Source organism: Desulfuromonas sp. AOP6 (assembly GCF_009731355.2).
Taxonomy (GTDB): domain Bacteria; phylum Desulfobacterota; class Desulfuromonadia; order Desulfuromonadales; family SZUA-540; genus SZUA-540.
On the sequence record NZ_AP022810.1, the window covers coordinates 1,246,159 to 1,260,320 of the forward strand.

The window sequence follows — 14,162 nt, forward strand, 5'->3', positions numbered from 1 at the left end:
GTCCCTGGCACCTAAGGCCTGAGCAATTGCGAAACGGGCACTACGGTAACGCCCGCCTCCTGAAAAATCCTGACCGACTGACGCAAGGCTTCCAGCGTCTCCGGGTGCGGATGACAGATGCCGACGGCGTGGCCCTGTCTTTGAGCCAAGGCTGCCAACTTATGGATTTCGGTCAGAATGCGTCCCGTCTCCTGGACGTTATCGAGAAAGACATCCCTTTCGATTGCCGGTATACCGGTCTTTACCGCTTCGGCATAGGCGACTGAGCGTGGCGTGGTAAGGCTGTCCACAAAAAACAGACCGTCCTTTTTCATTTGGGCCAAAATGGTGCGCATACCTTGGCGTTCTTCGGTAAATCGGGAACCCATATGGTTGTTGCCACCGGTGGCATGGGGCACCCTCTGTCGATAGGCAGCATACCTGTTCCCGATCTCGTCTTGGTCAAGGTTGACAAAGAGGGCCTGCGGACCTGGATTTTTATCAGGATATCCCTGGGGCTCCATCGGGATGTGAATGAGAATTTCCCGCCCCTGCTGATAAAGCAGCTGGTCAATCTCGGCGGCTTTATGACTGAAGGGAAGAATGGCAACAGTGAGGGGAAGGTCGATGTCGAGGATTTCCCTTGCCGTGGCCAGGTCGCGGCCGACATCGTCGATGATAATGGCGACACGGGGCCCAGCTACAGTGATAGTTGTAGCTGGTGGCTCCGATGGATATTCGACGGCAAAGAGCAGTCTTCCATCCCACAGGATGACAATAGTTTTTCTGGCCGGATGGTTCTGTACCTGAATGTTGCCGGAAAGGCGCTTAAGCCGTTTTTGCAGAGCATCGAGAGCAGCCGCCTCGGGGTAAGATCCTTCCACCTTCAGAGAATGCCCGGGCGACAAATTTTTCAGGGCTTGATTTGGTAACTTGGCACCGGCTCGAACCAGGGCGCTCTCGACTTCGATCCGGATGTCTTCCACCAGAACTTCCGTCAGGATGGAAGGCTTTTTGGCAACGGTCGGTGCAGTCTTTGTTCCCCGCAGCTGCGGCAGCAGGATCAGGGCTAGCAGCAGGCCAATAACGGCTACAAGGGCAGCCAGAGCCATCCACGGCCAGTTGTTCTGCTGGCGCTTCTTTTTGCCCTTAGCTGTCCTGGGGGGTGCTTTTTTCTTTTTGGCCATAACGTAATGAAAAAGGGGGATGGCAACATCCCCCTTTTAGCTTGATGGTTGATGAGGATCAGGCCGCCGGTTGATTCAACGTGCTGAAGAACTGCCAGCCTCGCAGGAGGTCTAGAGCCCGCATGAGCTGATAATCTTTCATGTCATCCGCGCTCAATTGGAATTTCTGCTTACTGGAACGCTGCTTGCTGGCGGTAGCGGAGTCGGTGGTCTCGAAGTGATTTTCCAGATCCTTCTCGCTAAATGCATGAGGCGGCTGAAGCTCTTTGACCTCCATTTCCGGCACCACAATATCCGGAGTGATGCCCAGGGCCTGGATGGATCGTCCGTTGGGGGTGTAGTAATAGGCTGTGGTCAGCCTCAGACCCGAATCATCGCTCAGGGGGATGATCGTCTGTACAGAGCCCTTGCCGAAACTCTGGGTGCCCATGATGACGGCGCGGCCATGGTCCTGCAGGGCACCAGCGACGATTTCCGAGGCGCTCGCGCTGCCATTGTTGATGAGCACGACCGTAGGAGTATAGGGGATCGTGTTGTCGGCATGAGCCTCAAATTTCATCTGACTGTCGTTTTCGCGACCTCCCGTATAAACGATAAGACCGGATGACAGGAAGAAGTCAGAGACGTTGACCGCCTGGTCAAGCAACCCTCCTGGATTATTGCGAAGGTCGACCACCAGTCCGCTGAGAGTGCCGTCGTTTTCCTTCATGAGGTTGGCGAGAGCTTTGGCCAGGTCGGAATCCGTACGTTCCTGAAACTGGGAAATACGTACATAGGCATAGCCGTCGACCAGGGTTCGCGATTTTACGCTTTTGGTTTTGATGATTTCCCGTTCCAGAGTGAAGGCCTTCGGATTCTCAAATCCCTCGCGCATGATGGTGATGGTTATCTGGCTGCCCTTGGGGCCGCGCATCAGCTTGACCGCTTCCATGATGCTCAGGTCTTTGGTAAAACGGTCTTCGATTTTGATGATCTGATCGCCCGCCATCAAGCCGGCTCTGTATGCTGGGGTGTCCTCAATGGGAGCCACGATGGTTAGAATGTTGTCGCGGATCGAGATTTCAATACCCAACCCGCCAAATTCGCCACGGGTATCGATCTTCATCTCCTTGTACATGTCTGGCGGCATGAAAGCGGAATGGGGATCAAGAGAACTCAGCATGCCGTTAATGGCCCCATAGATCAGTTTCTTGGTGTCCGGTTCTTCCACGTAATTTTTGCGGATGATGGACAGGACATCCGTGAAAAGTTCCATGTTCTCATACTGGGCGCGAACTTCAGCCTGGCTGGTGGGGTTCGATGCCCCGGTTGAAATCCAGCCTAAAAGAACTAGGGCCATGACGAGGATGAGGATCGTTGACCGCCTGGCTTTGTGCATCAGTTTTCCTCCAGTGTGGTTTGTCTAGCGCGGGACGAGCCACTTTGTCGGGTCAAGAGGGGTTCGCCCCTCACGAACTTCGAAGTACAGATTCTCGTTCCCCTCATAGCCTGAGAAGGCAACTTGCTCACCCGCGGAGACTTTGTCTCCGACCTTTTTCAGCAGCCGGGAGGTTTGGGCGTAGAGAGTGTAGAAGCTGTCGCCATGGTCGAGAATGAGAAGATTGCCATAACCCTTGAACCAGCTGGCAAAGATGACTTTTCCAGCTGCGACCGCCGAAACCGGTTTGTCCACTCCCACGCTTATTTCCAGGCCGTGGCTATCGTATGCGGTGCCGAGCTCCGGATGGCGCCCCAGGCCGAAGCCGGTGCGGATTATGCCGGTTGCCGGCCAAGGCAAACGTCCCTTTTGGGCAGCGAAAAGGCCTGACTTTTGACTATACTCGTGCGGCTTTTCCGATTCAAGTTTTTTGACGAGATCACTCAGGCGCTCGGCTTTTTCTTCCAATTCACCGAGTTGTCGGGCAAGAGTCTCCTGGTCGCTGCGTACCTGACTGAGCAGGCGGGTCTTGAGTTTGCGGGCCTGGGCGAAGTTGGCTTCTTCGCCGCGTAAAGTTGCCATGGCCTCCTTCTGCTCATCGTGCAGATTTCTCAGTTGAACCGTGGCTTTTTCCAGGTTGGCCAAATTGGTGCGGTAGTCATTAAGAAGCTGCCGATCTTTTTGCACAATGCGACCGAGGAAGTCATATTCCTCCGCAATTTTCGCCGGAGGAATACCGGCGAAAAGAATACGGATGAAACCGGCATCCGCGCCTTTATACAAGGCGACCAGGCGTTTTTCGACCTGGTCTTGCAGGCGGTCGATTGAGGTTTTCGTCTGGCGAATGTGATCTTCCTTTTCGGCGATCTCTTTTTCCAGCTGATTAAGACGGCTGCTGAGGCCGGCTTTGCGTTGATCGATTTTACGCAGTTCCTGTTCGACCGTTTCCAGGTCTGCCCGCAAAGAGGACTCGTCTGATTTCTTCCGGTCCAGGTCTTTGACTGTCTGTTGGATACGTTGCTGGATGGTTTCCAGCGTCTGCCGACTTTTTTCCAGCTCTTCACGTGGTGATGAGGCGCAGGCCGAGGTCGTCCGAAGCAGGAGGCCAACACAGCACAGAAACATCAACAGGCAAGACAGTCTTGAAAAACGGATGCTGATCATCAGAACCGGACAAGCTTTCGCAGGGACAGGAGACTTCCCAGAAATCCAAGGGCAATCCCGGCCAGAATTACGGCAAAACCGTATTGTGAAGGTAAAAAGGTGATGGTGTTTACGCCGGTGGCCAAAAGCAGCGATGAAAGACCTTCTTTAAGAAATATCAGATAGAGAACATACGATCCGGCCAGTGCCAGGCAGCCGCCAAGGGCCCCCTGAAAGGCTCCCTCCAGAAGGAAAGGGGTCTTGATGAAGAGGGGGGTGCCTCCCACCAAAGCCATGACTTCCAATTCGTCGCGGCGGGCGAAGAGAGTGAGGCGGATGGTGTTGGAGACGATAAACAGGGCGGCGAAGAGAAGAAATCCGCCGAGAAAAGCGCCCGCCATTTTAAGCAGAGCGACAAAGGCTTCAAATTTTTCGAGCCACTCCTGCCCATACCTCAGATCCGAAAAACGACTGTCCTGGCGCAGATGTGAGATCACTTTGCCGATACCCAGGCGGTTTCGGTGGTCTTCCTTCAGAGTGATTTCCAGCGAGGCTGGCAGGATGTCGGTCCCAAGTCCCTCAAGCAGACCGGCGTCCTGCCCCAGTCGGGTTTTAAAGCGATTGAAGGCTTCAGCGGGAGAGACATAGGTAACCAGAGCCACTTCGGACAGGCTGCCGATCTGGGTGACCCAGGCTTTTATCTGGTTTTGGTCGGGGATCTGGTCGATATAGGCTACCACCTGGACCTCTTTGCTCCAGTTCGTGGTCAGTTTCTGGACGTTGAGCACCACGATGGCGAAAAAAGCCAGAATAGTCAGGGATACGGAGACCGTGGCAATGGCGGCAATGCACAGAAAAGGGCTTTGCCGCATGTTGCGCAGGGCGCGTAAAGGAAAATAGAGAAAACGCTCAAACAAGGTGACTCTCCCTGGAATCTACGTTGAAGACAGACCCTCTGCCCTGATATCGCTGACGCGTCCTTAAGGCTGGCGGTCTTCGATCACCCGTCCCCGGTCAAGTGCGATGACGCGGCGGGGAAACTGTCGAATCATCTCACGGTCATGGGTGGCGATGATCACGGTGGAGCCACGGGCGTTGGCTCCCTTGAACAGCGTCATGATAGCCTGAGTGGCTTCAGGGTCCAGGTTGCCCGTCGGTTCGTCGGCGATGAGAATGAGCGGGTCGATGACCAGGGCGCGGGCAATGGCCACGCGCTGCTGCTCGCCGCCGGAGAGTTCGAGGGGACGTCGCTGCAGTTTATGTTCAAGACCTACATGCTTCAGAGCCAGGTAGACCTTTTTGCTGACTTCAAAGCGTTTTTTCCCTTGGACTTCCAGCGGGAAAGCCACATTTTCAAAGATGGTGCGGGTGTTGAGAAGTTTGAAGTCCTGAAAAACGATGCCGATTCTTCGACGCATGTAAGGGATCTTCGCAGCTCCCATGCGGGTGAAGTTCTGGCCGTTGATCAAAATCTGGCCCCTCGATGGTTTCTCCGCCCCGTAGAGGAGCTTGAGCAGGGTGGATTTGCCCGCACCGGATGGACCCGTGATATAGACAAATTCGCCTTTGCCTACCTTGAAGTTGACATCTTCGAGCGCTGCCGAATCTTTCTGGTAGGATTTGCTGATATTGAAAAGCTGAAGCATGGCAGGTTGAAATCCTGTTGTCGAATCGGATGATTGAGAGAGTTGGGCTCTATCCTCAAGTGCCGTTCACGGGCTCTTAGAGATAACATATCCGATCGTGAAATTGAATGAAAAACCACAGGGAAATAGTGCCCCAGGGACAGAGGCGAAGCTTCCTGTGGTCTGGAGAGGGGGCTTGTGGTAAAAGATGAAAGCGTTGATCCCCTGCCGAATTCAGTCAGAGAGGAGTAATCCTGTGGAGTTTAAAAGAGGGCTTGACGAATGGCCACCCCCTGGTGAGCTGGTGCTGTATGGCTTGCAGTGGCTCGCCATTTCGGTGCCGGGTGTCATTATTGTCGGCGGTATTGTCGGACAGCTTCAATTTCAGGATCTTGCTGGCCAGATCCTCTATCTGCAGAAACTCTTTTTTGTTACGGCGGTTACACTGGTCGTCCAGCTTCTGGTAGGGCACCGGCTCCCGCTGGTTCTAGGCCCGGCGGCGGTGCTGCTCATTGGCGTGGTCGCCAGTCAGGGGCATGATCTGCCGACAATCTATACTTCGATCATGATTGGCGGCGCCGTTCTGGCCCTTTTCAGCGCCCTCGGCCTCTTTCCCTCGTTGCAGCGGCTCTTTACGCCGCGTGTGGTGGCTCTTGTCCTGCTGCTTATCGCCTTTACGCTGGCCGCGCCCATTATGGACCTGCTCATCGGCAGCAGGTCGGGGGTCTCTCCTCTGGCCAGTCTCGTCTTTGCCATGACGCTGCTTGTAGGCATGTTTTTTTTGCATCGCTGGCTGCGTGGGCCGAAAAAGGCCATGCTTATCGTGGTGGCCCTGGCGGCAGGGAGTCTGGCTTATTATGTTCTGTTTCCGGGGATTTCCCCCTCTTCCGCGAGCTCTTTGCCCGGTATAGGGCATTTTGTCGTGAATCTGACGTCTTCCCTCCGGCTGGACCCAGGGGTGCTGGTTTCCTTCCTCTGTTGCTACCTTGCCCTCGCCATCAATGACCTGGGATCCATTCAATCCATTGGGGAAGTCGTAAGGGCAGGGGACATGGAGGGGAGGGTGCGCCGGGGGATTACGGTGACGGGCGTGGCCAACCTGCTGTCCGGCTGGCTTGGCGTCATCGGTCCGGTGAATTTTTCCCTCAGTCCGGGTGTGGTGATGGCGACGGGATGTGCGTCGAGATATGCGCTGCTGCCGACCGGTCTGGTGCTGTTCTTTCTGGCCTTTTCTCCGGCGGCCCTGGTCTGGTTGGCCGCCATACCGTCCGTGGTGATGGGGGCTGTTCTGCTCTATATCCTGTGTGCCCAGGTGTCCGCTGGTTTGTTGCTGGCTTTCGAAGTTCCTGGCGGTTTTCTTTTTGAGGATGGTTTGATTCTTGGGCTTCCCTTGCTGTTGGGAACCATCGTCTCTTTCCTGCCGGATTCGGCCCTGCTGTCCATGCCTTCTGTACTGCGACCTATCCTAGGCAACGGCTTTGTGGTTGGAGTAACCGCCGTCATGTTGCTCGAACACGTCATCCTGCCGGAAGATGTGCGCCGTTCAAGGGTGCGTGGATCGGACTGACGTTTCTCTGCCATGCTGGCTGAGCGGTAGGGTAACAACAACCTCCGTTCCCTTCCCGGTACTGTAAATATCGATATCGCCATGATGCCGGCGGGCAATTCCGTAACAGACCGTCAACCCCAGTCCTGTTCCCTTGCCTGAAGGCCAGGACGTGAAGAAGGGATCGAAAATCCGACACAGGTTTTCGGTTGGGATACCGCACCCGTTGTCACCGATGGAGAGACGGATCATGGATTCGTCGCAGCCGTTATCCTTGGTAAGGCAGCTTCTGATACGGATTTCACCCACGTTTTCATCGACGGCCAGAATGGCGTTGCGCAAAATATTGGTCAGCATGCGTTCCATTTGCCAGGGATCCGCATCGATTCTCGGTAGCGGAGGACCTGGAGGCATGCTGATTCGAATGCCTCTCGCCTCAATTTCCGGCCCCAGGGCATCGAGAGCCCTTTCCAGGATGTGATCGATGTCCGTTTTGAGAAACACGGTCTTTTCCTGGTCGCAGAACACGTCCAGGTCGTCGACGATCTTGACACATCGGGTTGCTGCTTTTTCAATGGCTTCCAGCCACTGGGCGGCTTTAATGGTTTCCTGGTCGTTAAGCAATAACTGCTTACTTTCTCTGAGGACCTGAACGGCACAAAGAATGCCACTGACAGGGTTGTTCAATTCATGAGCCGTTCCATGCGCCATGCCCGTAATTGTCGCCATTTTTTCGGCTCGGATCAGTTTGATCTGGGCATCCTGCAGCAATCGATCCTTTTCCGTGACCATGGATTCAAGCTGTCTGTTCAGACTGACCATCTGCGCCTCTTCGTTCTTGCGCACCGTGATGTCCCGCCAGATCAGATGGATGCCGGCCAGTTTGCCGTTTTCTTTTTGAAAGCTGATGTTCCCTTCGACAGGGATTTTCTGGCCGTCCTTGGTCGTGAAGATGGTTTCGACCAGCCCCTGCTTCTGCCGGGCGGAGAGGCGGGCGACCGTGGCCATGAATTGCTCTTGATGTCCGGCGTCGATGATGTCGGTTATGTGAAGACTGGCTATTTCTCGATTGTCGTAGCCCAGATGGCTTTCCCAGGCCGGATTGCTGTAAAGAATACGCCCGTCTGGCGAAATCATCTGGACCATGTCGCTGACGTTTTCAAAAAGATCCCGGTAGCGCTTTTCACTCTCCTCCAGTTTGAGTTTCGTCGCCTTCAGGTCGGAAATGTCCAGAAAGCTTTCGATAAGATGTTTTTTGCCTCCGATGCCAATGGTCGATACGGTTTTCAGGATAGGAAGCTTTTCCCCATTCAGGGTGAGCAGGCTGCGTTCTGAATCGTTCAGGGCATGATTGCTGTCGGTAATGGGGCACTCCCCTTCTTTGGCAGGGCAGATGAAATTGTTACAGACATGTCCCAGAATTTTTTCACGATGGCCCCCGATCATTTCCAGCGCCTTGGGATTGGCATCGATGATTCTGTGGTTTTCGGCGTCAATGACCAGGATACCGACGGGGACGCTGGAGAAAATCCTTTCCAGGCGTTCCTGGTTCTCCTCCATGATCCTGTGTGCATAGTCCAGTCCAGGGTCATTGGCAAAGTTGTGGAGATAAGCGGTTTTCCCCGGCATTCTCATCTCATCGACAGAGAGTCTTTCATTCTCGGCGGAGTTTTTCATCATTGATTTCATCCAGGCGTTTCCGGCCATTTTAAATTCTAAAATCAGATGCTCAGATCGTGGGCCTCGTTGTGGCAATCCTGACAGCGATTGAACTGATTGTGGGTTGTCTCTGAGTGGGGCGTGCCGTGGCATCCCCCGCAATCCATAACAGTGCCGTGTCTGGACAAGTGACAGGTCAGACAGTCCAGTTTGGCGTGACGAGTGTCGCTTTCGTTAAGACGAACCAGAACCTCTCCATGGCAGGAGCCGCATTCCGTGGAGGATACGTCCCGGCGGTATTCAAGCAGCGTCGGACTGTGGGCATCATGACACCCCGTGCATGACGACTGCTTCATGCCGTTGCCATGGGGCTGGTGACATTCTGTGCAGGCTGGTGGTGTGCCGTGTGTCAGGTGACAGCCGGTGCAGCTGAGTTGGCTATGGCCAGATGGATGGGTCCGCAGGGCAACTCCCTCACCTTCATGGCAGGTTAGGCAGGGACCCGTGGTCCTTTCCGGAAAAGTCACCTCAAGGGGACGGTGGGGATTCGCATGACAGGAAAGACAGCTATCCAGGGTATAGTGGGGCTTGGCCACATGACAGAGCTGGCAGGCTGGAATGATTTCCAGCTGTTGGGGTGGGTGGCCCTGATGGCAGTCGGTACAGGTAATCTTGGTCTGGTGTCCTCCCCCAGCCTCGACAATGTCCAGGGGAGGCCTTTGGTGACACAACTGGCAGAGGCTCGAATTCAAGGTCGGTGTTATGTTGGTCTCGGCGAGGGATGGCATCCACAACGAGTCGACGGCAATAAAAAGGCCGGCCAGGGCGCAAATCAGAGTGCGAAACAGCAGGGATGACGGCAACGAATTATCCTCTCTTGCGCATTTGGATAGTGTCCCGGGTTTGCTTGTCTGGACTCCCGGAGATTCTTCTGCTTTTGCAGGGGGTGTGCCGGCGCCCTTCTTTTATTTGTAACGTCTTAAAATTACGTTCTTTCGTCTGGAGAATAGCCAGAAGAGGGGTGTGAGAACGTTCATGAATCAGGCGAAATGCCCCAAAAAACGTGCATATCCCCATTAGATAATGATCCCGGTTCAGAGTTTTCACAGGCCTCGGAGCCGGGTGCAGGGACGCTCTGCTCAATAAGGGATGGCATTAAAGTGGAGGCAGGAAGAATATATAAAATACAAAATATGATGAAAAGCTGATTGTCCAACTGTCCCTGTTTAGCATACGACCGATATCGTCATTGTTCAGTCGCTGAATTATATAGGGATAAGAATTATTCTTCATGTATTGTGGCGGTCTCTGGGTTTATTAAAAAATATTATATTGACAGTTGCTGTCATTGTATCAAAATTAAACAAGTCCAATCATTTATATTGCTTATCATATATTGCAATAGCTGAATTGTATTTTTTGTTTTTTGATTTTAAATGGAAGAGGGCTTCTGTCAGCCATGTTATCTGTGCGAGGGTGTATACTTTAGAGCCGACAGAAAGGGGAAGGTAGTATTTGCATGGCGAATAATCGTGTGCTGGTCGTTGATGACGAACAATTGATTCGCTGGTCTTTAGGGACATCCCTGGGAAAAAGCGGTTATGAGACCGATACCGCCGGCACGGGTGAAGAGGCCCTGGCCAAACTGCTCTCCTTTTCCCCGGATGTTGTGCTGCTCGATGTCTTTCTGCCTGACGCCAATGGGTTGGACCTGCTCAAGCAGATGAAAGCCCATGATCCCAGTCTGGCGGTCATTATCATTACCGCCAATTCCCATATGGACTCCGCTGTTGAGGCTTTAAAGCAGGGGGCGGAAGATTTCATCGGTAAACCTTTCAATATCGCTTCCATTCATCAGACCATCGCCCAGGCTCTTGAAAAAAGAACGCTGAATATGCCGGTCAATCCGCCCCAGCCTCTTTCTCCCCCCGAGGAAGATTACGATCGGCTTATCGGCACCGGGGCCAAAATGATGGAAGTTTTTAAGATGATCAAGGTCTGCGCCGAAGCAGAATGCAAGACCGTGCTCATTCTTGGTGAAAGCGGCACCGGCAAAGAACTCGTGGCCCGTGCCCTGCATCAGCACAGCCCTCGCCGTGACAGGCCGTTCATTGATATCAATTGCGCGGCTATTCCTGAACATCTTCTTGAAAACGAACTCTTCGGTCATGAAAAGGGCGCTTTTACCAGCGCCGCCAATTCGGAAAAAGGTATTTTCGCCGCGGCTGATGGCGGTACGGTCTTCCTTGATGAAATCGGCGACATGCCCCTGGCCATGCAGGCCAAAATTCTCAAGGTGATAGAAAACAAGCGCTATCGCAGGCTGGGCAGTAATCGTGACTCGGAAGTCGACGTTCGCATTATCGCCGCAACTAACCAGAATCTGCCATCCATGGTTCAAGAAGGGACCTTCCGTGGAGATCTCTTTTTCCGCCTTAATGTTCTGAGCATTCAACTGCCTCCCTTGCGCGAACGCCGAGAGAACATCGAACAAATCTCCTCCTACTTCATTGACAAGATTAATCGCGGGTACAGTAAGAAAATCGAAGGGCTGGCGCCGGATGCTCTCGATTGTCTGAGCCGATACAATTGGCCCGGAAACTGCCGTGAATTGCGCAATGTCATCGAACGGGCCATGATCATGGAGCAGGGGCCGCTTTTGACCTCCCGGTTTTTTCCCCCTGAAGTCCAGAAAAGAGAGGAAGGTTTTACTGACTTTCAGGAATCGGAATCCTCTGCGCCTGCTCGCTCTTCAGCAGCCATCATCCACGACTTTCCATCCTCGACCCGGGTCGAAGAGGCCATTTTCGACGATGACCCGAGTCTCCCTCGCGTCATTCTGCCCCCCGAAGGCATTTCCATTGAGGCCGTGGAAAAGGCTTACATCATGCAGGCGTTGGCCCGTTACCGGGGCAATCAGACCAGGGCAGCCAAATGCCTTGGCATGAGTCTTGACACTCTTCGCTATCGGCGTAAGAAGTTCGGGCTGGATAACTATCCTAACGAGGAATCGGAGGCCTCTGCTTCCTCGGGCTAGCCGGTTTTGGAGTGACCTTTTGTTGAATCCTTGCTTCCTGCTTTAACCCCCGTAAAGGATTGCCATGCGTCCTCGCGTTTTCTTTGGCCGTTTTGCCGTTTTTCTGATTTTTTTCTTTCTCCTTTGTGGCGAATGGTCTGTGGCCGTGGCCCAGGACTGTCTCACGTCCGATTGCCACGCCGGCATGCGGGTCCAGGATTCTCGCCATGCCCCGGTGCAGGCGGGGGAGTGTCTCTCCTGCCACCAAGCCGAGGGTTCTCCTCATCCACAGAAGGGGCGCCAGACAATGGCTCTTGTGGAGACTGGGGCGAATCTGTGCAGTCAGTGTCACGAAGAAATGGGAAAAAAACGCAATGTCCATGCGCCGGTCCAGACTGGGGAGTGCGCCTCCTGCCATGACCCCCACGGTAAGGGAGCCTCGCTGCTCAACGTTGATAAAGGCGATGTGAGGCCATTGTGTTTTGGTTGCCACGATCAGCAGGGTTTTGACGCTGAGGTCATGCATGGCCCCGCTGCCGTAGGGGCCTGCCTCGAATGCCACAACCCGCATGAATCGAACACCGCTGGTCTCCTTGAGCGCTCGCTGGTGCAAACCTGTACCCGTTGTCATGCTGACATGGAAGAAGGGCTCGCGAAGTCTCCCGTCGTGCATACCGCCGTGCGCGAGTCCGAATGTACCACCTGCCACAACCCTCATGCCGCTCCCGTCAAAAAATTGCTGAAACAGGCGCAACCCGAACTCTGCCTCGGTTGCCATCCGGCCCTTGGGGACAAGTTGGCCAAATCATCCACCCGGCACGCTCCTCTTTATCGTGAGGAGAGTTGCGGTTCCTGCCATTCTACGCATTTTTCCGACCATCCGGCCCTGCTTCCTGCCCCGCAACAGGATGTCTGTCTTTCCTGCCACGGCAAGGATGATAATCGTCGCTCCCGGCCCCTTAAAAACATGGCACGTGAGCTCGACGGTAAATCGATGCTGCATGGTCCCGTGGCGGAAGGGGACTGTGCCGCCTGTCATGACCCACATGGCTCCGATTATTTCCGTCTGCTGAATGACGCCTATCCTGCCGGTTTCTATGCTCCCTTCAAGGCGGATACCTACGCCCTCTGCATGAACTGCCATGACAGCGACATGCTGCGATTCCCTGAGACCTCCATTTATACCGGTTTCCGCAACGGCAAGAACAATCTTCATTACGTTCATGTCGCCGATCCCTGGAAGGGACGCAGTTGCCGCGCCTGCCACGAGCCCCACGCGAGCAACCTGGAAAAACTGGTCAGCGAACAGGGGGCCGTTTTCGGCGACTGGCGCATTCCCACCCGTTTTGAGAAAACAGAGACGGGAGGGGGCTGTACGCCCGGCTGTCATCGCAGCCTCTCCTACGATCGTGACCAGCCTGTGGACTACCAGATGCCCTGATTCCATTGTAAGAAAAGCCCCCGGCTTTCATGACCCCGTTTTATGCGGGGTCTTTTTTTTGCCCTCCGCAGATGGGGATATGGCCTTCAGGGGCGAAAAGGTGGGTAAATGGCAAAGCTTCAGGTAGAGATGGGGTAAGGACATGCCCCCATGCTTCTCAGAACATCACCCCAGGCATGGCGTGGGAGGTTGTGAGGGGGGTTGGTTAAGTATTTGAAATGATATGGAAAATAATAAGGCAGGTTTAGACTCGCCTCTTGGCATCGCCCTTGCTCTATGGAACGGCAGCCTTAATAGATCATTTCTTCTTTGGGGGAGGAGATGATCGCTGCTCCGGATGGTCCTGGCACATGGGGTGCCTGCGGCTGCAGGACAGTGGGGAAAAGAGCTGAACGTGGGAACAATGGAGGTTTTACTAACGTATTTTTCATGAATTAAAGGGAGAATTAGAAATGAGCAAGATGAAGAAGTTGCTTATCGCCTTGTGCGCCGTCGCACTCTCTGCCGCTGTTTCGTATGCTGCCACCAATCCTTATACCGCTGGCAGCGGTATCGTTAATTCACCCCATGACATGACGCTGCTTGACGATGTCCCTGATGCCCAGGGCCGTGTGTGCGCCTACTGTCATACTCCTCACCACGCGGAAGACGCCAGCCTTTCCGATTACATGCCTCTGTGGACCAAGCCGCTGACCCAGGAAGTCTTTATGCCTTATACCAGCGCGACCTTGGATGCGGTGGTCAGCCTTGATGTGGTGGATGGCCCCTCCCGTCTGTGCATGAGCTGTCATGACGGCGTCGTCGCTTATGACTCCTATTATGGCAAGATCGGGAATGACGTCCTCGTCGGCGATTTCTACAATGACTATGCCGTCGGTACGGGCGGTATCCTCATGAACGACCATCCTATCGGCTTCAACTACCTGGATGTCGCTACGGCGGATAACGAGATCAACGATGCCTCTACGCCGTTCATGGGCAGCACCAAGGGCGTGACCATCGCCGATGTCCTTTGGGAAGGCACCACCTTCACCTGCGCCAGCTGCCACGATGTTCACAACAGCGCCAATACGGTTATGGACGCCTACTTCCTCTACGCACCTCAGGCCGATTCACAGATCTGCCGCAGCTGTCACGCCAAGTAAGATG

At 54.2% G+C, this 14,162-nt stretch carries 11 protein-coding genes; 4 read left to right on the forward strand and 7 right to left on the reverse strand.

Going from position 1 to position 14,162, the window contains the following annotated elements:
* Window positions 1–11: 11 nt before the first annotated feature.
* From AOP6_RS05915 to ftsE, 5 genes are all read right to left on the reverse strand, one after another.
* A complete protein-coding gene (locus tag AOP6_RS05915) occupies window positions 12–1,166 on the reverse strand; it encodes a divergent polysaccharide deacetylase family protein (RefSeq protein ID WP_155875676.1) in 1,155 nt (384 codons plus the stop codon).
* 58 nt (window positions 1,167–1,224) lie between these two features.
* Window positions 1,225–2,544, reverse strand: coding sequence for a S41 family peptidase (locus tag AOP6_RS05920; RefSeq protein ID WP_155875677.1), 1,320 nt, complete (start codon window positions 2,542–2,544; stop codon window positions 1,225–1,227).
* Between the two features lie 24 nt (window positions 2,545–2,568).
* Window positions 2,569–3,708 (reverse strand): peptidoglycan DD-metalloendopeptidase family protein, encoded by a 1,140-nt coding sequence (locus AOP6_RS05925; RefSeq protein WP_213194784.1) that lies wholly within the window; start codon window positions 3,706–3,708, stop codon window positions 2,569–2,571.
* A gap of 38 nt (window positions 3,709–3,746) precedes the next feature.
* Window positions 3,747–4,643, reverse strand: a complete 897-nt coding sequence (ftsX, locus tag AOP6_RS05930; protein ID WP_213194785.1) for a permease-like cell division protein FtsX — start codon at window positions 4,641–4,643, stop codon at window positions 3,747–3,749.
* Between the two features lie 63 nt (window positions 4,644–4,706).
* A complete protein-coding gene (gene ftsE / locus AOP6_RS05935) occupies window positions 4,707–5,372 on the reverse strand; it encodes a cell division ATP-binding protein FtsE (protein WP_155875679.1) in 666 nt (221 codons plus the stop codon).
* Window positions 5,373–5,607: 235 nt separating this feature from the next.
* Between ftsE and AOP6_RS05940 the strand changes: the two genes are divergently transcribed.
* The gene (locus tag AOP6_RS05940) at window positions 5,608–6,918 is read left to right on the forward strand and encodes a solute carrier family 23 protein (protein WP_213194786.1); all 1,311 of its coding nucleotides are present in this window, start codon (window positions 5,608–5,610) and stop codon (window positions 6,916–6,918) included.
* On the opposite strand, the gene AOP6_RS05945 is transcribed toward AOP6_RS05940, so the two are convergent.
* Window positions 6,895–8,577 (reverse strand): PAS domain S-box protein, encoded by a 1,683-nt coding sequence (locus AOP6_RS05945; protein ID WP_213194787.1) that lies wholly within the window; start codon window positions 8,575–8,577, stop codon window positions 6,895–6,897. The genes AOP6_RS05940 and AOP6_RS05945 overlap by 24 nt on opposite strands.
* Window positions 8,578–8,618: 41 nt before the next feature.
* Window positions 8,619–9,419, reverse strand: a complete 801-nt coding sequence (locus AOP6_RS05950) for a cytochrome C (RefSeq protein WP_155875682.1) — start codon at window positions 9,417–9,419, stop codon at window positions 8,619–8,621.
* A gap of 656 nt (window positions 9,420–10,075) precedes the next feature.
* Between AOP6_RS05950 and AOP6_RS05955 the strand changes: the two genes are divergently transcribed.
* From AOP6_RS05955 to AOP6_RS05965, 3 genes are all read left to right on the forward strand, one after another.
* Complete coding sequence (locus tag AOP6_RS05955; protein ID WP_155875683.1) at window positions 10,076–11,593, forward strand: sigma-54 dependent transcriptional regulator; 1,518 nt, start codon at window positions 10,076–10,078, stop codon at window positions 11,591–11,593.
* Between the two features lie 64 nt (window positions 11,594–11,657).
* Window positions 11,658–13,013, forward strand: a complete 1,356-nt coding sequence (locus tag AOP6_RS05960; protein ID WP_155875684.1) for a cytochrome c3 family protein — start codon at window positions 11,658–11,660, stop codon at window positions 13,011–13,013.
* Between the two features lie 452 nt (window positions 13,014–13,465).
* Window positions 13,466–14,158, forward strand: a complete 693-nt coding sequence (locus tag AOP6_RS05965) for a cytochrome c3 family protein (protein ID WP_155875685.1) — start codon at window positions 13,466–13,468, stop codon at window positions 14,156–14,158.
* Window positions 14,159–14,162: the final 4 nt, after the last annotated feature.

What these genes read in the sequence shown, in the direction of transcription:
- AOP6_RS05915 (WP_155875676.1), bottom strand. Translation starts at nt 1,166, where the DNA reads ATGGCCAAAAAGAAAAAAGCACCCCCCAGGACAGCTAAGGGCAAAAAG.
- AOP6_RS05960 (WP_155875684.1), top strand. Translation starts at nt 11,658, where the DNA reads ATGCGTCCTCGCGTTTTCTTTGGCCGTTTTGCCGTTTTTCTGATTTTT.
- AOP6_RS05920 (WP_155875677.1), bottom strand. Translation starts at nt 2,544, where the DNA reads ATGCACAAAGCCAGGCGGTCAACGATCCTCATCCTCGTCATGGCCCTA.
- AOP6_RS05955 (WP_155875683.1), top strand. Translation starts at nt 10,076, where the DNA reads ATGGCGAATAATCGTGTGCTGGTCGTTGATGACGAACAATTGATTCGC.
- AOP6_RS05925 (WP_213194784.1), bottom strand. Translation starts at nt 3,708, where the DNA reads ATGTTTCTGTGCTGTGTTGGCCTCCTGCTTCGGACGACCTCGGCCTGC.
- AOP6_RS05965 (WP_155875685.1), top strand. Translation starts at nt 13,466, where the DNA reads ATGAGCAAGATGAAGAAGTTGCTTATCGCCTTGTGCGCCGTCGCACTC.
- ftsE (WP_155875679.1), bottom strand. Translation starts at nt 5,372, where the DNA reads ATGCTTCAGCTTTTCAATATCAGCAAATCCTACCAGAAAGATTCGGCA.
- AOP6_RS05945 (WP_213194787.1), bottom strand. Translation starts at nt 8,577, where the DNA reads ATGATGAAAAACTCCGCCGAGAATGAAAGACTCTCTGTCGATGAGATG.